Genomic DNA, 17,953 nt, shown 5'->3' with positions numbered 1-17,953 from the left:
ACCTCCCTCTCAGAGCTTGATCTCGATGTTGACGTCCGCGGGCAGGTCCAGTCGCATGAGCGAGTCGACGGCCTTCGGGGTCGGGTCGATGATGTCGATGAGCCGCTTGTGGGTGCGCATCTCGAAATGCTCGCGGCTGTCCTTGTACTTGTGGGGAGAACGGATAACGCAGTACACGTTCTTCTCCGTCGGCAGCGGCACGGGGCCGACCACCGTCGCGCCTGCGCGCGTGACCGTGTCAACGATCTTGCGGGCCGAGACGTCGATGACCTCGTGGTCGTACGACTTCAGCCGGATGCGGATCTTCTGTCCCGCCATGGCGTCACGCCTCTCTCGTCGGGTGTGCTGTTCCTGTCCCTGTGCGGCGGATCGGGTCCGCCTTCTTGTCCTCCACCCGCGCGGGGCGAATCCGGTCGGACCGGGTTCCTCGCCGCCGCCGGACTCCGGTCCACGCGGTCGGGCGTGTCGCATTCCTGGGAGGGCACACGCCTGCGGCGGATCGGGGTGGTGACGTCACATCTGGGCCGAGCTGCCGCCGCGAGACACACGACGACAGCGCAATGGCGCTTGAGCAACCGAATCAGTATAGACAGAACCGGGCCAGGTCCGCCAATCGGCGGGCCGGGCCCGGCGGCCCCCGGGGCTCAGCGGCCCCACTCGGTGGGCGGGCCGGCGTTGAGCAGCAGCGTGAAGACGACGGCGACCACGGCGACCGCCAGGAGCGCGCTGACCACCGGATGGCGCAGCACCACGACGAGAAGCCGTTCGAGGGGCCCCCGCTGCCCCGGCGCGCGGTCCACGACCTGCCACCGCGACGCCGGCTCGCCGCGCCGCCGCTGGGCCCGCTCGAACGGGACCGTCATGAACGGGACGATCGTCGAACCGAGGCCGAGGAGTCCGCGGGCCACGGGCCACCGCCCGTCGATCCACACGGCGACCGTCACCACGAGGTAGCAGAGGAACACGAAGCCGTGGACGCCGCCGGCGATCGGCACCACCCGCTCCGTGACTCCGCCGTACTTGAGGCCCATGGCGATCAGCAGACCGGCCCAGGTGAACATCTCGGCCATCGCCGTGACGGCGAAGAGGCGGCGCGGGCCGGGCAGGCTCATCGCTCCAGCTCCCCGCCGCGGTTCGCGCGCTGGATGCGCCGGGCACGGTCGATCTCGGGACGGAAGGTCCGCAGCGCCCAGCGCACGGCCACGACGGCCACGGCGAGCACCACGATGAGGATGAGCAGTTCAGGCATGCTCCCCAGCCTAGCCGCCGCCGCCGCGCCGTCGTCGGACACGGCGACGCCCCCGCCTCCGGGGGACCCGGAGACGGGGGCGTCGCGCGTCAGCGGCTCAACGGAGCCACGAGACGGGATGCGTCAGATCACTTGGTGATCTTGGTGACGCGGCCGGAGCCCACGGTGCGGCCACCCTCGCGGATGGCAAAGCCGAGGCCCTCCTCCATGGCGATCGGCTGGATGAGCTCGACCGACATCTCGGTGGTGTCGCCGGGCATGACCATCTCGGTGCCCTCGGGCAGCGTGATGACGCCGGTGACGTCGGTGGTGCGGAAGTAGAACTGCGGGCGGTAGTTCGAGTAGAACGGGTTGTGACGGCCACCCTCGTCCTTGGACAGGATGTAGACGTTCGCCTCGAAGTTGGTGTGCGGGGTGATGGAGCCCGGCTCCACCACAACCTGGCCGCGCTCCACGTCGTCGCGCTTCAGGCCGCGCAGCAGCAGACCGCAGTTCTCGCCGGCCCAGGCCTCGTCGAGCTGCTTGTGGAACATCTCGATGCCGGTGACGGTGGTCTTCTGCACGTCGCGGATGCCGACGATCTCGACCTCGGAGTTGATCTTCAGGGTGCCGCGCTCGGCGCGACCGGTCACCACGGTGCCACGACCGGTGATGGTGAAGACGTCCTCGATCGGCATCAGGAACGGCTTGTCCTTGTCGCGGACCGGGTCCGGGATGAACTCGTCCACGGCCTCCATGAGGTCCTCGACGGACTTGACCCACTGGGGGTCGCCCTCGAGGGCCTTCAGACCGGAGGTGCGGATGACCGGGGCCTCGTCGCCGTCGAAGTCCTGGGAGGACAGCAGCTCGCGGACCTCCATCTCGACGAGCTCGAGGAGCTCCTCGTCCTCGACCATGTCCGACTTGTTCAGGGCCACGAGCAGGGCCGGCACGCCGACCTGGCGGGCCAGGAGCACGTGCTCACGGGTCTGGGCCATCGGGCCGTCGGTGGCGGCGACCACGAGGATCGCGCCGTCCATCTGAGCGGCGCCGGTGATCATGTTCTTGATGTAGTCGGCGTGACCGGGGGCGTCCACGTGGGCGTAGTGACGCTTCTCGGTCTGGTACTCCACGTGGGAGATGTTGATGGTGATGCCGCGCTGACGCTCCTCGGGGGCGGAGTCGATCGTCGCGAAGTCACGGGCCTCGTTCAGGTCCGGGTACTTGTCGTACAGGACCTTCGAGATGGCGGCGGTCAGCGTGGTCTTGCCGTGGTCAACGTGGCCGATGGTGCCGATGTTGACGTGCGGCTTCGTCCGCTCGAACTTTGCCTTTGCCACTAGTTCCTCCTAAGAACTGGTTCATCGTCAAGAAGACTGCTCAGCCGCCTGCGACGTGCTGACAACTTGACTGAGTCTACTCGGATGGTGCGGGGTTGGGGAAATCCCGGCCTCACGAGGGCCAGTCCGGTTCCAGGCCGTCGGGACCGCCGGAAGCGGACCGGACCTGACCCGTCCTGATCGCGGACCGCCGCGCCGGGGAGGGCGGTCCGGTCGCCCCGGGCCGGCCGCGGCTGCGGCGGCCGACCCGGGGCAGGTCGTTCAGAGCAGGTGACCTGCGGTCACTCGCCCTGGGACTTCTGGATGATCTCGTCCGCCACGGCCTTGGGGACCTCGGCGTAGGAGTGGAAGGTCATCGAGTACACCGCGCGGCCCTGCGTCTTGGAGCGCAGGTCGCCGATGTAGCCGAACATCTCCGACAGCGGCACGAGGGCGTTGACCACCTTCACGCCGGTGGCGTCCTCCATGGACTGGATCTGGCCGCGGCGGGAGTTCAGGTCGCCGATGACGTCGCCCATGAACTCCTCGGGGGTGCGGACCTCCACGGCCATCAGCGGCTCGAGGATGATCGGGTTGGCCTTGCGGACACCCTCCTTGAAGGCCTGGGAGCCGGCGATCTTGAACGCCATCTCCGAGGAGTCGACGTCGTGGTACGCGCCGTCGAGCAGGGTGGCCTTCACGCCGACCATCGGGTAGCCGGCCAGCACGCCGAACTGCATGGCGTCCTGGATGCCCGCGTCCACCGAGGGGATGTACTCGCGGGGCACGCGACCGCCGGTGACGGCGTTCTCGAACTCGTAGACCTCGCCCTCGGCGGTGTCCAGGGGCTCGAAGGACAGCTGCACCTTGGCGAACTGGCCGGAGCCGCCGGTCTGCTTCTTGTGCGTGTAGTCGACCTTGTCGACCTTGCGCTTGATGGTCTCGCGGTACGCGACCTGGGGCTTGCCCACGTTGGCCTCGACCTTGAACTCGCGCTTCATACGGTCCACGAACACGTCCAGGTGGAGCTCGCCCATGCCGCCGATCTCGGTCTGGCCGGTCTCCTCGTTGAGGTTCACGCGGAACGTGGGGTCCTCGGCGACGAGCTTCTGGATGGCGGTGGAGAGCTTCTCCTGGTCACCCTTGGTCTTCGGCTCGATGGCCACGGAGATCACGGGCTCCGGGAAGGTCATCGACTCGAGGATGATCGGGTTCGCGGGATCGCACAGGGTGTCGCCCGTGGTGGTGTCCTTGAGGCCGATCACGGCGTAGATGTGGCCGGCGACCACCTCGTCCACCGGGTTCTCCTTGTTGGCGTGCATCTGGAACAGCTTGCCGATGCGCTCCTTCTTGCCCTTGGTGGCGTTGAGGATCTGCGCACCGGACTCCAGGCGGCCGGAGTACACGCGGATGAAGGTCAGCGTGCCGAAGAAGGGGTGCGTGGCGATCTTGAAGGCGAGCGCCGAGAACGGGGCCTCCTTCGACGCCTCGCGCTCCAGCACCTCCTCCTCGTCGTTCACGGCGTGGCCCTTGACGGAGCCGGCGTCCAGCGGGTTCGGCAGGTAGGCGACCACGGCGTCCAGCATCGGCTGCACGCCACGGTTCTTGAACGCGGAGCCGCAGAACACCGGGTAGGCCTCGGCGTTCACGGTCAGCTGGCGCACGCCGGCCTGGATCTCCTCGACGGTGAGCTCCTCGCCCTCGAGGTACTTCTCCATGAGCTCCTCGGAGGTCTCGGCGACGGCCTCGACGAGCTCGTTGCGGTACTCCTCGGCCTTCTCCTGGAGCTCGGCGGGGATCTCGCGAGTCTCATAGGAGGCGCCCATGGTGACGTCGCCCTTGGCGTCGCCCGGCCACACGAAGGCCTTCATGGAGAGCAGGTCGACGACGCCCACGAAGTCGTTCTCGGCGCCGATCGGCAGCTGCATCACGAGCGGACGCGCGCCGAGGCGCTTCACGATGGTGTCGACGGTGAAGTAGAAGTCCGCACCCAGCTTGTCCATCTTGTTGACGAAGCAGATGCGCGGGACGTTGTACTTGTCCGCCTGGCGCCACACGGTCTCCGACTGGGGCTCCACGCCCTCCTTGCCGTCGAACACGGCGACGGCGCCGTCGAGCACGCGCAGCGAGCGCTCCACCTCGACCGTGAAGTCCACGTGGCCGGGGGTGTCGATGATGTTGATCTGGTGGTCGTTCCAGAAGCAGGTCACCGCGGCGGAGGTGATGGTGATGCCGCGCTCCTTCTCCTGCTCCATCCAGTCCGTCGTCGCGCCGCCGTCGTGGGTCTCGCCCAGCTTGTGGTTGACACCCGTGTAGAACAGGATGCGCTCGGTGGTGGTGGTCTTGCCGGCATCGATGTGGGCCATGATGCCGATGTTGCGGACCTTGTGCAGGTCGGTCAGCACGTCCTGTGCCACGGTGTCTCCCTTGGTCGGGTGGAATGGGGGGCTCGTGAGGTGGATGCGGTGGGTGGCCCGTCCGAGAGGACGCACCTGCGGCCCGAGGCGCGGATCGCGCGCCCCGGGCCACACGGATCACCAGCGGTAGTGGGCGAAGGCCTTGTTGGCCTCGGCCATCTTGTGGGTGTCCTCGCGACGCTTCACGGCGCCGCCCAGGCCGTTCGAGGCGTCCAGGATCTCGTTCATCAGGCGCTCGGTCATGGTCTTCTCACGGCGGGCCTTGGAGAAGCCGACCAGCCAGCGCAGGGCCAGGGCCGTGGAGCGGCCCGGCTTGACCTCGACGGGCACCTGGTAGGTGGCGCCGCCGACGCGGCGGGAGCGCACCTCGAGGGCCGGCTTGATGTTGTCCATGGCCTTCTTGAGGGTGGCCACGGGATCGGCGCCGTTCTTGGCACGGGCGCCCTCGAGCGCGCCGTACACGATGCGCTCGGCGGTGGACTTCTTGCCGTCGACGAGCACCTTGTTGATCAGCTGCGTGACCAGCGGGGAGCCGTAGACGGGATCGACGACGAGGGGGCGCTTCGGCGCAGGACCCTTACGAGGCATTACTTCTTCTCCTTCTTGGCGCCGTAGCGGGAGCGGGCCTGGCCGCGGTTCTTCACGCCCTGGGTGTCGAGGGCGCCGCGCACGATCTTGTAGCGCACGCCGGGCAGGTCCTTCACACGACCGCCGCGGACGAGCACGATCGAATGCTCCTGCAGGTTGTGGCCCTCGCCGGGGATGTAGGCGGTGACCTCGATGCCGCCGTTCAGGCGCACACGGGCGACCTTGCGCAGCGCCGAGTTCGGCTTCTTGGGCGTGGTGGTGTACACACGGGTGCACACGCCACGACGCATGGGGTTCCCCTGCAGGGCAGGGGCCTTCGTATTGACGACCTTGGGTGAGCGGCCCTTGCGGACCAGCTGCTGAATCGTAGGCACTCTTCAGCCTTCCTGTGTTTCGGTGATCGCTGACGTGATCGACCGGCGCCCGGGGCGCCGGCTGCTCGTTCCTCTGCTCTGCCTCTCCCTGTGGGGGCTCGCAACGAGCAGACGTCCGCAGGCGTGCAAAAGTGTGGCATCTGCCGCGCAATGACCCCGCGACCCGGACAGCGTCCAATTTGCCACACGAAAAACAATCCTTGACAGCATAGCACGCCCCGGCGCCGTCGACGAGCCGGCCCCGCACGCCAAGGGGCCCGCCGCTCCCCCGCGTGAGCGGCGGAACGGCGGGCCCCCTGGGGGACGGGGATCAGGCGCGGAAGTCGCCCCCGCGGTCGTAGTCGTCCAACGAGACGGCGTGGAAGTCGTTCTCGCCGAGCGACTGGTCCAGGCCCGGGTAGTCGAAGTCCGCGAAGCCGGCCGGCGAGGCGAACAGGTTGGCCTTCGCCTCCTCCGTCGGCTCCACGACGGTCTTCGTGTAGCGGTCCAGGCCCGTGCCGGCCGGGATCAGCTTGCCGATGATCACGTTCTCCTTCAGGCCCAGCAGCGGGTCGGACTTGCCCTCCATGGCCGCCTGCGTCAGGACGCGGGTCGTCTCCTGGAAGGACGCGGCCGACAGCCACGAGTCCGTGGCCAGCGAGGCCTTCGTGATGCCCATCAGCTCGTCGCGGCCGGAGGCCGGCTGGCGGCCCTCAGCGACGGCGGCGCGGTTGGCGGCCACGAAGCGCGCCCGGTCCGTGAGCTCGCCCGGCAGCAGGTCGGTGTCACCGGACTCGATGACGGTGATGCGACGCAGCATCTGCCGGACGATGACCTCCACGTGCTTGTCGTGGATGCCCACGCCCTGGGACTGGTACACGTTCTGCACCTCGTCCACGAGGAACCGCTGCGCGGCCCGCGGGCCGAGCACGCGCAGAACCTGCTTCGGGTCCACGGCGCCGGCCACGAGCTGCGTGCCCACCGGCACGTGCTCGCCGTCGGCCACGAGGATGCGCGCACGGCGCAGCACCGGGTAGGCGATCTCCTCGGAGCCGTCGTCCGGGGTGAGCAGCAGGCGCACGGACGCCTCGGTGTCCTCGATGGTCACGCGGCCGGCGACCTCGGAGATCGGGGCCACGCCCTTCGGGGTGCGGGCCTCGAAGAGCTCCTGGATGCGGGGCAGACCCTGCGTGATGTCGTCGGCCGAGGCCACACCGCCGGTGTGGAACGTGCGCATGGTGAGCTGGGTGCCCGGCTCACCGATCGACTGGGCCGCGATGATGCCGACGGCCTCGCCGATGTCCACCAGCTGGCCGGTGGCCATGGAGCGGCCGTAGCACTTCGCGCAGGTGCCCACGGCGGACTCGCAGGTCAGGACCGAGCGGACCTTGATCTCCGTGACGCCGGCGGCCACCAGCTCGCCGATCAGCACGTCGCCCACGTCCGCACCGGCCGAGGCCAGCACCGTGCCGTCCTCGCCCGTGACGTCCTGGGCCAGCGTGCGGGCGAAGGCCGAGTTCTCGACCTGCTCGTGGGCCACCAGCTCGCCGTCGGCGTTCGGGGCGGCGATCGTGACGGACAGGCCGCGCTCGGTGCCGCAGTCGTCCTCGCGGACGATGACGTCCTGGGACACATCGACGAGACGACGGGTCAGGTAGCCCGAGTTCGCGGTCTTCAGCGCGGTGTCCGCGAGGCCCTTGCGGGCGCCGTGGGTGGCGGAGAAGTACTCGAGCACGGACAGGCCCTCGCGGTACGAGGACTTGATCGGACGCGGGATGATCTCACCCTTCGGGTTGGCCACGAGGCCGCGGATGCCCGCGATCTGGCGCACCTGGAGCCAGTTGCCTCGCGCACCGGAGGACACCATGCGGTTGATGGTGTTGAGCTCCGGCAGGCCGTCCTTCATGGCCGCGGCGACCTCGTCGGTGGCCTTGTTCCAGATGTCGATCAGCTCGGAGCGACGCTCGTCGTCCGCGATCAGGCCCTTGTCGTACTGCTGCTGCACGCGCTGGGCCTGCTCCTCGTAGCCCTCCATGATGGCGGCCTTGTCGAAGTCGGAGGTGATGTCCGAGATCGCCACGGTCACACCCGACCAGGTGCCCCAGTGGAAGCCGGCGTCCTTGAGGTTGTCCAGCGTCTGCGCGGTGACGACCATCGGGTAGCGCTCGGCCAGGTCGTTGACCAGCTGACCGAGGGTGCCCTTGGTCGCCTGCTTGTCCAGCCACGGGTAGTCGTCCGGCAGCAGCTCGTTGAACAGCACCTTGCCCAGGGTGGTCTCGATGAGGGCGATCTCGCCCTCGGACCAGCCCTCGGGGGCCGGCACGTCCGCCGACGGCACGAAGCCCTCGACGCCGATCCGTGCGGGCGCGTTCAGGTGCAGGTCGCCGCCGTCGAACGCCATGATGGCCTCGCCGACGGTCGCGTACAGGTTGCCCGCGCCGACCTCGTCCGGACGCACCGTGGTGAGGTGGTTCAGGCCGATGATCATGTCCTGGGCCGGCACGGCGACCGCGCGGCCGTCCGAGGGCTTCAGGATGTTGTGGCTCGAGAGCATGAGCAGGCGCGCCTCGGCCTGGGCCTCCGGCGACAGGGGCAGGTGGACCGCCATCTGGTCGCCGTCGAAGTCCGCGTTGAACGCGGAGCAGACCAGCGGGTGCAGCTGCAGGGCCTTGCCTTCCACGAGCTGCGGCTCGAAGGCCTGGATGCCCAGACGGTGCAGGGTGGGGGCGCGGTTCAGCAGGACCGGGTGCTCGGTGATGACCTCCTCGAGCACGTCCCAGACCTGCGGACGGAAGCGCTCCACCATGCGCTTGGCGGACTTGATGTTCTGCGCGTGGTTCAGGTCCACGAGACGCTTCATCACGAACGGCTTGAACAGCTCCAGCGCCATCTGCTTGGGCAGGCCGCACTGGTGCAGCTTGAGCTGGGGACCCACCACGATGACCGAGCGGCCCGAGTAGTCCACGCGCTTGCCGAGCAGGTTCTGACGGAACCGGCCCTGCTTGCCCTTGAGCATGTCGGAGAGCGACTTGAGCGGGCGGTTGCCCGGGCCGGTCACCGGCCGGCCGCGGCGGCCGTTGTCGAACAGCGAGTCCACGGCCTCCTGCAGCATGCGCTTCTCGTTGTTGACGATGATCTCGGGCGCGCCGAGGTCGAGCAGCCGCTTCAGGCGGTTGTTGCGGTTGATCACGCGACGGTACAGGTCGTTGAGGTCGGAGGTCGCGAAGCGGCCGCCGTCCAGCTGCACCATCGGACGCAGCTCCGGCGGGATCACCGGGACGGCGTCCAGGACCATGCCCTCGGGCGAGTTGTCCGTGGTCAGGAACGCGTTGACGACCTTCAGGCGCTTCAGGGCGCGGGTCTTGCGCTGGCCCTTGCCCGTCTTGATGGTCTCACGCAGCATCTCGGACTCGGCCTCGAGGTCGAAGGTCTGCAGGCGACGCTGGATCGCCTCCGCGCCCATCGAGCCCTCGAAGTACTGGCCGTACTTGTCCCGCATGGCGCGGTACAGACCCTCGTCGCCCTCGAGGTCGGCGACCTTGAGGTTCTTGAAGCGGTCCCAGACCTGCTCCTTGCGGTCCAGGTCCGCGTCCGCGCGCTTGCGGATCTGCGCCATGGTCTTGTCCGCGGCGTCGCGGGCCTTCTTCTTCTCGGCGGCCTTGGCGCCCTCGGACTCCAGCTTGGCCAGGTCCTTCTCGAGGTCGGCGGCCACCGCGGCGATGTCGGAGTCACGCTGGTCGGCCAGGACACGGGTCTCCTGGTCGTACTCGGCCTGGAGGTTGGCCAGGTCGCGGTGCCGGGCCTCCTCGTCCACCGAGGTGATCATGTACGCCGCGAAGTAGATGACCTTCTCGAGGTCCTTCGGCGCCAGGTCCAGCAGGTAGCCCAGGCGCGAGGGCACGCCCTTGAAGTACCAGATGTGGGTGACCGGCGCGGCCAGCTCGATGTGGCCCATGCGGTCGCGGCGCACCTTCGAGCGGGTCACCTCGACGCCGCAGCGCTCGCAGATGATGCCCTTGAAGCGCACGCGCTTGTACTTGCCGCACGCGCACTCCCAGTCACGGGTGGGGCCGAAGATCTTCTCGCAGAAGAGTCCGTCCTTCTCCGGCTTCAGGGTGCGGTAGTTGATGGTCTCCGGCTTCTTGACCTCGCCGTAGGACCAGCGGCGGATGTCCTCCGCCGTGGCCAGGCCGATGCGCATCAGGCCGAAAGAGTTGTCAGTGGACATGCTGTTCACGCTCATGCTCCGGTGAACTCCCTTGGTTCAGTGGTTCTCAGGTGACGTCTTGTGGATGCGGGATCGGGCCCGGCTCAGACTTCCTCCACCGAGCTCGGCTCGGCGTGGGAGAGGTCGATGCCCAGCTCCTCGGCGGCGCGGTAGACCTCGTCCTCCGCGTCACGCATCTCGATGGCCTGGCCGTCGGCGGAGAGGACCTCCACGTTCAGGCAGAGGGACTGCATCTCCTTGATGAGCACCTTGAAGGACTCGGGAACACCCGGCTCCGGGATGTTCTCGCCCTTGACGATGGCCTCGTAGACCTTCACGCGGCCGTGGATGTCGTCCGACTTGATGGTCAGCAGCTCCTGGAGGGTGAACGCCGCGCCGTACGCCTCGAGCGCCCACACCTCCATCTCGCCGAAGCGCTGGCCGCCGAACTGGGCCTTACCGCCCAGCGGCTGCTGCGTGATCATCGAGTACGGGCCCGTGGAACGGGCGTGGATCTTGTCGTCCACCAGGTGGTGCAGCTTGAGCATGTACATGTAGCCCACGGACACCGGGTCCGGGAACGGCTCGCCGGTGCGGCCGTCGAACAGCTGCGCCTTGCCGCTGTCGCTCATGAGACGGTCGCCGTCGCGGGTCACGTTCACGTGGCCGAGCAGGCCCGTGATCTCGTACGCCTCGGCGCCGTCGAACACCGGGGTGGCCACGTTGACCGGACCGGACTGCCGCGGGAAGTTCGGCAGGTCCTTGATCCACTCCGGCTCGCCCTGGATGTCCCAGCCGCGCGAGGCGGCCCAGCCCAGGTGCAGCTCCATGACCTGGCCGAGGTTCATGCGGCCGGGGACGCCGAGCGGGTTCAGCACGATGTCCACCGGGGTGCCGTCCGCCAGGAACGGCATGTCCTCGAGCGGCAGGATCTTCGAGATGACGCCCTTGTTGCCGTGGCGGCCGGCCATCTTGTCGCCGTCGGTGATCTTGCGCTTCTGCGCCACGTAGACGCGCACCAGCTGGTTCACGCCCGGGGGCAGGTCGTCGTCCTCGTCGCGGTCGAAGATGCGCACGCCGATGACGGTGCCGGACTCGCCGTGCGGCACCTTCAGGGACGTGTCGCGGACCTCGCGGGACTTCTCGCCGAAGATCGCGCGCAGCAGGCGCTCCTCCGGGGTCAGCTCGGTCTCGCCCTTCGGGGTCACGCGGCCGACCAGGATGTCGCCGGCCTCCACCTCGGCGCCGATGTGGATGATGCCGCGCTCGTCGAGCTGCGAGAGCACCTCCTCGGACACGTTGGGGATGTCGCGCGTGATCTCCTCGGCGCCCAGCTTGGTGTCGCGGGCGTCGACCTCGTGCTCCTCGATGTGGATCGAGGTGAGGACGTCCTCCGAGACCATGCGCTGGGACAGGATGATCGCGTCCTCGTAGTTCAGGCCCTCCCAGGGCATGAACGCGACGAGGAGGTTCTTGCCGAGCGCGAGCTCGCCGTTGTCCGTGGCGGGACCGTCGGCGATGATGCTCAGCGGCTCCACCCGCTCGCCCTCGGACACGCGCACCCGCTGGTTGTAGGCGTTGCCCTGGTTCGAGCGGGCGAACTTCATGATCGGGTAGTGCGTGGTGGTGCCGTCGTCGTTCATGACGGTCACCAGGTCCGCGGCCACCTCGGTCACGACGCCGCCCTGGGTGGCCGTCACGGAGTCGCCCGCGTCCACGGCCACGTACTTCTCCATGCCGGTGCCCACGTAGGGGGCCTCGGAGCGGAGCAGCGGCACGGCCTGACGCTGCATGTTCGCGCCCATGAGCGCGCGGTTGGCGTCGTCGTGCTCGAGGAACGGGATGAGGGCGGTGGCCGCCGACACCATCTGGCGCGGGGACACGTCCATGTAGTCGATCTCGTCCACGGTCGAGAGCACGGGCTCGCCGTCGCCGCCGCGCTGGCGGCAGAGCACGAGCTCCTCCTCGAACCGGCCGTCCTCGTCCACCGGGGCGTTCGCCTGGGCGATCTGGAAGGCCAGCTCGTCGTCGGCGGTCAGGTAGTCCACGGTGTCCGTGACCCGGCCGTCGACCACGCGGCGGTACGGGGTCTCGATGAAGCCGAAGGAGTTGATCCGGCCGAAGGTCGCCAGCGAACCGATGAGGCCGATGTTCGGGCCTTCCGGGGTCTCGATGGGGCACATGCGGCCGTAGTGCGACGGGTGGACGTCACGGACCTCCATGCCGGCACGGTCGCGGGACAGTCCACCCGGGCCGAGCGCGGACAGGCGGCGCTTGTGCGTCAGGCCGGCCAGCGGGTTGTTCTGGTCCATGAACTGGGACAGCTGCGAGGTGCCGAAGAACTCCTTGATCGCCGCCACCACGGGGCGGATGTTGATCAGGGTCTGCGGGGTGATCGCCTCGACGTCCTGGGTGGTCATGCGCTCACGCACGACGCGCTCCATGCGGGACAGGCCGGTGCGGATCTGGTTCTCGATCAGCTCGCCCACCGCGCGGATGCGACGGTTGCCGAAGTGGTCGATGTCGTCGATCTCCACGCGCACGTCCACCGGCTCGCCGTCGCGCGTGCCCTTGATGGCGGTCTCGCCGGCGTGCAGCGCGGCGATGAAGTGCACCATCTGGACGATGTCGTCCTCGGTGAGCACGGACGCGTTGGGGTCGCCGAGGTGCACGTCCACGCCGAGCTTGCGGTTGAGCTTGTAGCGGCCCACCTTGGCGAGGTCGTAGCGCTTCGGGGTGAAGTACAGGTTGTTCAGCAGCGCCTGCGCGGCGTCGACGGCGGCCGGCTCGCCCGGGCGCAGCTTGCGGTAGATGTCGAGCAGGGCCTCGTCCTGGTCCGCGGTGCCGTCCTTCTCGAGGGTGGCGCGAATGGAGTCGTAGTGCCCGAACTCCTCCAGGATGCGGGACTCGGTCCAGCCCATGGCCTTGAGCAGCACCGTCACGGGCTGCTTGCGCTTGCGGTCGAGGCGGACGCCGACCTGGTCGCGCTTGTCCACCTCGAGCTCGAACCAGGCGCCGCGCGAGGGGATGATCTTCGCCGAGAAGATCTCCTTGTCGGAGGTCTTGTCCGGAGTGCGCTCGAAGTAGGCGCCCGGGGAGCGGACCAGCTGGGAGACGACGACGCGCTCGGTGCCGTTGATGATGAACGTGCCGTTGCGGGTCATCAGCGGGAAGTCGCCCATGAAGACGGTCTGCTGCTTGATCTCGCCGGTCGTGTTGTTCATGAACTCGGCCTTGACGTACAGCGGGGCGGAGAAGGTCGCGTCGCGATCCTTGCACTCCTCCTCCGTCATCTTCGCGTCGGCGAACTCCGGCTCGGCGAAGGACAGGGACATGGTGCCCTGGAAGTCCTCGATCGGGGAGATCTCCTCGAAGATGTCCGTCAGTCCCGAGGTGACGGGCACGGAGTGGTCGTCGGCGGCCAGGGCGGCGTCGACGCGCGTGGCCCACCGCTCATTGCCGATCAGGCGGTCGAACGACTCGGTCTGCAGCGCCAGCAGGTCCGGCACGTCCAGCGGCTCGGAGATCTTGGCGAAGGAGACGCGTCCGGCGGAGGCGCCGGATCGCGGGGAGACGGTAGCGGTTTCGTTGGAGGTGCTCGAGGCGACCACGTAGGATCCTTCCACAGGCCTTCTGGGTTCCGTTCGCTCCCCTGCCGCGAGACGGCGGCGCCGGCCCACCGCTATATGAAGGCCGTGCGGAACCGTGCGAGCCACGGCGGGACGCGGGGTCCTGTGGGCAGCACGGAACAGGGGAGATGCAAAGATCCATCCTATCCCCGCCCGTCGCCCCTGTCCAGTCGCGGATGCGTGACCTGGAACGCCACGAGGCCCCCGGTCCGCAGTGCGGGTCCGGGGGACTCGTGAGGAAGCGTGATGCGGCTCAGGCCGCGATCATCACTTGAGGGTGACGGTGGCGCCGGCGCCCTCGAGCTGCTCCTTGGCCTTCTCGGCGGCCTCCTTGTTGACGCCCTCGAGGACGGGCTTGGGGGCGCCGTCCACCAGGTCCTTGGCCTCCTTCAGGCCGAGGGAGGTGAGGGCGCGCACCTCCTTGATGACGCCGATCTTCTTGTCGCCGGCGGCCTCGAGGACGACGTCGAACTCGTCCTTCTCCTCGGCGGCGGCGGCCTCGGCACCGCCGGCGGCACCGCCGGCGGCGGCCACGGCCACGGGGGCGGCGGCGGTGACGTCGAACTTCTCCTCGAACGCCTTGATGAACTCGGACAGCTCGATGAGGGTCAGCTCCTCGAACGCGGCGAGCAGCTCTTCGGTGGTCAGCTTGGCCATGATGGCTCCTTTACGGGTACGTCTTGACTACGTGTGAAGTGGTGGGCCGTGCAGCCCGGGGCGGACTGCTCAGGCAGCCTCGCCCTGCGCGGCGCGCAGCGCCTCGACCGTGCGGACGGTCTTGGACAGCGGCGCCTGGAACAGGGCGGCAGCCTTGGACATGCTGCCCTTCATCGCGCCGGCGAACTTGGCCAGCAGCACCTCGCGGGACTCGAGGTCCGCGAGCTTCTTGATGCCGGCCTCGTCCAGGGGCTGGCCATCCATGTAGCCGCCCTTGAGCACGAGCTTCTCGTGATCCTTGGCAAAGTCACGCAGGGCCTTCGCGACGTTGACCGGGTCCCCGGTCACGAACGCGATCGCGGTGGGACCGGACAGGTGAGCCTCGAGGCCCTCCAGACCGGCGTCCTTGGCCGCGATCTCGGCCAGCGTGTTCTTCGCCACGGCGTAGGTCGCGTCCTGACGGATGGAGTCGCGCAGCTGCTTGAGCTCCGTCACCGTCAGGCCACGGTATTCCGTCAGAACAGCGGCGCTGGACTCACGGAACAGGTCCGTGAGCTCAGCCACCGCCGACTCCTTCGCGGACGTCGCCATGGCACTCCTCTCGATGATGCGTGGGAACCGCCACCCCGAGACGAGAAAGCGCCCCGTGCAGATGCACGGGGCGCAGCAGGAGCATCGACGCGGCCGGACCCGGAGGGTCGACGTGCGGATGCGAGCGTGGCTCACGTTCACCTGCGCGGGCCGTCTCCGTCAGGGAGATCCTTCGGTGGGCTCTGCCCGGAGGCAGGGCACCACGACCGGCGGTCTTCGGTAGGCACCAGCGTACACGTCCGGGGCGGGCCCGCAAAATCGACCCGGGACGACGCCGGCCGGTCGTCCCCGCTGCGGGGACGACCGGCCGACGTCGTGGGCCCCGATCACCGGGGCCGCGTGGCTCAGAGCTCGGAGGAGTCCACCGAGGTCACGTTCGGGTCCATGGGCACGCCCGGGCCGAAGGTGGTGGCCACGGTGGCCTTGGAGATGTAGCGACCCTTGGAGGAGGACGGCTTCAGACGCAGGACCTCCTCGAGGGCTGCGGCGTAGTTCTCCACCAGGGCCTTGGCCTCGAAGGAGGTCTTGCCGATGATGAAGTGCAGGTTGGAGTGCTTGTCGACGCGGAAGTCGATCTTGCCGCCCTTGATGTCGGCCACGGCCTTGGCCACGTCCGGGGTCACGGTGCCGGTCTTGGGGTTCGGCATCAGGTTGCGGGGGCCGAGCACCTTGCCCAGACGGCCGACCTTGCCCATGAGCTCCGGGGAGGCCACGGCGGCGTCGAAGTCCACCCAGCCCTCGGAGATCCGGGCGATCAGGTCGTCGTCGCCCACGACGTCCGCGCCGGCGGCGCGGGCGGCCTCGGCGCGGTCACCGGTGGCGAACACGACGACGCGGGCGGTCTTGCCGGTGCCGTGGGGCAGGCTCACGGAGCCGCGGACCATCTGGTCGGCCTTGCGGGGGTCGACCGAGAGGCGGAGGGCCACCTCCACGGTGGCGTCGGTCTTGGAGGGGTTGGTCTCCTTGGCGAGGCGGATCGCCTCCACCGGCGAGTACAGATCCTCGCCGATCGCGGCCTTGGCCGCCTTGTATGCCTTGCTGCGCTGTGCCATCTGCGTTCTTCTCCTTGTGCAGTCGTGGTCTGCGGGCCGCGCTCGGCCCTGCCACTGGAAGGGGGTGGGGGTGGGCGTCAGCCCTCGACGGTGATGCCCATCGAGCGGGCGGTGCCCGCGATGATCTTGGCGGCGGCCTGGACGTCGTTGGCGTTCAGGTCCTCCATCTTGGTCTGGGCGATCTCCTCGCACTGGGCCTGGGTCAGCGTGCCGACCTTGGCCGTGTGCGGGGTGGCGGAGCCCTTGGCGACGCCGGCGGCCTTCTTGATGAGCTCGGCGGCCGGCGGGGTCTTGGTCACGAAGGTGAACGAGCGGTCCTCGTACACGGTGATCTCGACCGGGACCACGTTGCCGCGCTGCGACTCGGTGGCGGCGTTGTACGCCTTGCAGAACTCCATGATGTTCACGCCGTGCTGGCCCAGGGCGGGGCCGATGGGCGGGGCCGGGTTGGCGGCGCCGGCCTGGATCTGAAGCTTGATCAGACCGGTGACCTTCTTCTTGGGAGCCATGAGTGGATCCTTCTCTCACTGGGGGACCCTCGGCGCAGGAGCGCACCGGGGGCGGTGGCCGCCGTGGCGCGGCGGCCGGTGCCGCGTCCGGGCCGGCAGGCGGCCGGCCCGGTGCGGAAGCGTCGGGTGTCCTCAGATGGCCTTGGTCACCTGGTTGAAGGACAGCGTCACGGGGGTCTCGCGCTCGAAGATCGAGACGAGCACCACGAGCTGCTGGGCCTCCGGCTTGATCTCGGAGATCGTGGCCGGGAGGGTCTCGAACGGGCCGTCGTTGACGGTGACCGACTCGCCGACCTCGAAGTCCACGTGGATCGCGGGGGCGGCGGGCGCGCCGGACTCGGCCGCGGCGGGGACGGCCAGGCCGGCCTTCTCGGCGGCGCGGGCGGCCTCCTGGATCACGGACGGGGCGAGCATGTCGTACACCTCGTCCAGGCTGAGCGGCTGCGGGTGGTGGGCGTCGTTGCCCACGAAGCCCGTGACGCCCGGGGTGTGCCGTACGACGCCCCACGAGGCGTCGTCGAGGTCCATGCGGACGAGCACGTAGCCCGGGATGCGCACGCGCGAGACGATCTTGCGCGTGGTGTTCTTGATCTCCACGACCTCCTCCATGGGGACCTCGATCTCGTAGATCGAGTCCTCCATGTCCTGGGTCAGGATGCGGGCCTCGAGGTTCGTCTTCACGCGCTTCTCGTAGCCGGCGTAGGTGTGGACGACGTACCAGTCGCCGGGCTGGCGGCGCAGGCGGGTGCGCAGCTCCTCGGCGGGGTCCACGGCGGGCTCGTCGTCGGACTGCTCCTCGACGGGGGTCGGTGCGTCCTCGCCCTCGGCGACGGCCAGGTCGGCCTCCTGCACGGTGGCCTCGGCGGTCTCGTCACCGCTGCCGGCGACCTCGTCCAGGGCGTCCTCGACGGGCGTGCCGGCGTCCTGCGCGGTCTCGGCGGTCTCCTCGGCCACGGCGTCCTCCGACATCGGGACGGACTCCTCGGCGGGCTGACGATCCAGTTCCTGCTCGGACACGGTTCCTGCTTTCTGCTGACGGACGGCGGGCCCTGCCGTCGGGGAGGGCCCTCACGGGCGTGCGGGGGACGCGTCCTGCGACGTCGGGACCGTCCGCGCCGGGCTCAGAGGCCGCCGGCGCCGAACAGGAGACCCGCCACGGTGCCGAACACCCAGTCCAGCCCCATGACCAGCAGGATCATGAACGCCACGAAGGCGAGCACCACTCCGGTCGTGCGCAGCAGCTCCTCGCTCGTGGGGGTGACGACCTTGCGGAGCTCGTCCACCACCTGGCGCAGGAACAGCGCGATCCGCGCGAACAGCCCGCGACGCTGCCTGCTCGGCGTGGGGGCGGGCCCCCCGCCGTTCGCCGCCATCTCAGTCACGTGGCCTCACTCGTCGGATCG

Annotated in this window: 15 protein-coding genes; all 15 read right to left on the bottom strand. The window is 68.9% G+C overall.

All coding sequences use genetic code 11. The annotated features are described in order from the left end of the window. Positions 1–9: 9 nt before the first annotated feature. Positions 10–318, bottom strand: coding sequence for a 30S ribosomal protein S10 (rpsJ, locus tag NR073_RS05175; protein WP_002857463.1), 309 nt, complete (start codon positions 316–318; stop codon positions 10–12). 326 nt (positions 319–644) lie between these two features. Then, positions 645–1,112: a DUF3817 domain-containing protein gene (locus tag NR073_RS05170; RefSeq protein ID WP_256748656.1), complete on the bottom strand. Its 468-nt coding sequence runs from the start codon at positions 1,110–1,112 to the stop codon at positions 645–647. Further along, on the bottom strand, positions 1,109–1,249 hold the full coding sequence (locus NR073_RS05165) for a hypothetical protein (RefSeq protein WP_186313101.1): 141 nt from the start codon (positions 1,247–1,249) through the stop codon (positions 1,109–1,111). The genes NR073_RS05170 and NR073_RS05165 overlap by 4 nt, the downstream gene beginning before the upstream one ends. A gap of 128 nt (positions 1,250–1,377) precedes the next feature. Further along, the gene (gene tuf / locus NR073_RS05160; RefSeq protein ID WP_036317754.1) at positions 1,378–2,568 is read right to left on the bottom strand and encodes an elongation factor Tu; all 1,191 of its coding nucleotides are present in this window, start codon (positions 2,566–2,568) and stop codon (positions 1,378–1,380) included. A gap of 281 nt (positions 2,569–2,849) precedes the next feature. Beyond that, positions 2,850–4,964, bottom strand: a complete 2,115-nt coding sequence (fusA, locus tag NR073_RS05155) for an elongation factor G (RefSeq protein ID WP_036381535.1) — start codon at positions 4,962–4,964, stop codon at positions 2,850–2,852. A 117-nt stretch (positions 4,965–5,081) separates the two neighbouring features. Continuing rightward, the gene (gene rpsG / locus NR073_RS05150) at positions 5,082–5,552 is read right to left on the bottom strand and encodes a 30S ribosomal protein S7 (RefSeq protein ID WP_010080379.1); all 471 of its coding nucleotides are present in this window, start codon (positions 5,550–5,552) and stop codon (positions 5,082–5,084) included. Further along, complete coding sequence (gene rpsL, locus NR073_RS05145) at positions 5,552–5,926, bottom strand: 30S ribosomal protein S12 (protein ID WP_002854787.1); 375 nt, start codon at positions 5,924–5,926, stop codon at positions 5,552–5,554. The genes rpsG and rpsL overlap by 1 nt, the downstream gene beginning before the upstream one ends. A 310-nt stretch (positions 5,927–6,236) precedes the next feature. Beyond that, complete coding sequence (locus NR073_RS05140; protein ID WP_036317751.1) at positions 6,237–10,133, bottom strand: DNA-directed RNA polymerase subunit beta'; 3,897 nt, start codon at positions 10,131–10,133, stop codon at positions 6,237–6,239. 83 nt (positions 10,134–10,216) lie between these two features. Then, the gene (rpoB, locus tag NR073_RS05135; RefSeq protein ID WP_036337930.1) at positions 10,217–13,723 is read right to left on the bottom strand and encodes a DNA-directed RNA polymerase subunit beta; all 3,507 of its coding nucleotides are present in this window, start codon (positions 13,721–13,723) and stop codon (positions 10,217–10,219) included. A gap of 285 nt (positions 13,724–14,008) precedes the next feature. Then, positions 14,009–14,398 (bottom strand): 50S ribosomal protein L7/L12, encoded by a 390-nt coding sequence (gene rplL / locus NR073_RS05130; RefSeq protein WP_256748655.1) that lies wholly within the window; start codon positions 14,396–14,398, stop codon positions 14,009–14,011. Between the two features lie 69 nt (positions 14,399–14,467). Next, a complete protein-coding gene (rplJ, locus tag NR073_RS05125; protein ID WP_002854782.1) occupies positions 14,468–14,989 on the bottom strand; it encodes a 50S ribosomal protein L10 in 522 nt (173 codons plus the stop codon). A 344-nt stretch (positions 14,990–15,333) separates the two neighbouring features. Further along, the gene (gene rplA / locus NR073_RS05120; protein WP_036317746.1) at positions 15,334–16,041 is read right to left on the bottom strand and encodes a 50S ribosomal protein L1; all 708 of its coding nucleotides are present in this window, start codon (positions 16,039–16,041) and stop codon (positions 15,334–15,336) included. Positions 16,042–16,118: 77 nt separating this feature from the next. Further along, positions 16,119–16,550, bottom strand: a complete 432-nt coding sequence (gene rplK, locus NR073_RS05115; RefSeq protein WP_010080374.1) for a 50S ribosomal protein L11 — start codon at positions 16,548–16,550, stop codon at positions 16,119–16,121. A gap of 132 nt (positions 16,551–16,682) precedes the next feature. After that, positions 16,683–17,567: a transcription termination/antitermination protein NusG gene (gene nusG / locus NR073_RS05110; protein WP_036317744.1), complete on the bottom strand. Its 885-nt coding sequence runs from the start codon at positions 17,565–17,567 to the stop codon at positions 16,683–16,685. A 104-nt stretch (positions 17,568–17,671) separates the two neighbouring features. After that, positions 17,672–17,923 carry a preprotein translocase subunit SecE gene (gene secE / locus NR073_RS05105; protein WP_036317743.1) on the bottom strand — a complete coding sequence of 84 codons (252 nt, stop codon included), beginning with the start codon at positions 17,921–17,923 and terminating at the stop codon, positions 17,672–17,674. Positions 17,924–17,953 lie beyond the last annotated feature (30 nt).

The sequence above is a fragment of the Micrococcus sp. Mcc28 genome (assembly GCF_024519775.1).
GTDB lineage: Bacteria > Actinomycetota > Actinomycetes > Actinomycetales > Micrococcaceae > Micrococcus > Micrococcus luteus.
The sequence above is the reverse complement of the archived record's forward strand: the minus strand, read 5'-3'. Positions and strand labels throughout refer to the sequence as shown.

Coding starts and splice junctions, on each gene's coding strand:
- NR073_RS05165 (WP_186313101.1), bottom strand. CDS start 1,249: ATGCCTGAACTGCTCATCCTCATCGTGGTGCTCGCCGTGGCCGTCGTG.
- rplL (WP_256748655.1), bottom strand. CDS start 14,398: ATGGCCAAGCTGACCACCGAAGAGCTGCTCGCCGCGTTCGAGGAGCTG.
- NR073_RS05170 (WP_256748656.1), bottom strand. CDS start 1,112: ATGAGCCTGCCCGGCCCGCGCCGCCTCTTCGCCGTCACGGCGATGGCC.
- rpsG (WP_010080379.1), bottom strand. CDS start 5,552: ATGCCTCGTAAGGGTCCTGCGCCGAAGCGCCCCCTCGTCGTCGATCCC.
- rplJ (WP_002854782.1), bottom strand. CDS start 14,989: ATGGCGACGTCCGCGAAGGAGTCGGCGGTGGCTGAGCTCACGGACCTG.
- rplK (WP_010080374.1), bottom strand. CDS start 16,550: ATGGCTCCCAAGAAGAAGGTCACCGGTCTGATCAAGCTTCAGATCCAG.
- rplA (WP_036317746.1), bottom strand. CDS start 16,041: ATGGCACAGCGCAGCAAGGCATACAAGGCGGCCAAGGCCGCGATCGGC.
- secE (WP_036317743.1), bottom strand. CDS start 17,923: ATGGCGGCGAACGGCGGGGGGCCCGCCCCCACGCCGAGCAGGCAGCGT.
- rpsJ (WP_002857463.1), bottom strand. CDS start 318: ATGGCGGGACAGAAGATCCGCATCCGGCTGAAGTCGTACGACCACGAG.
- NR073_RS05140 (WP_036317751.1), bottom strand. CDS start 10,133: ATGTCCACTGACAACTCTTTCGGCCTGATGCGCATCGGCCTGGCCACG.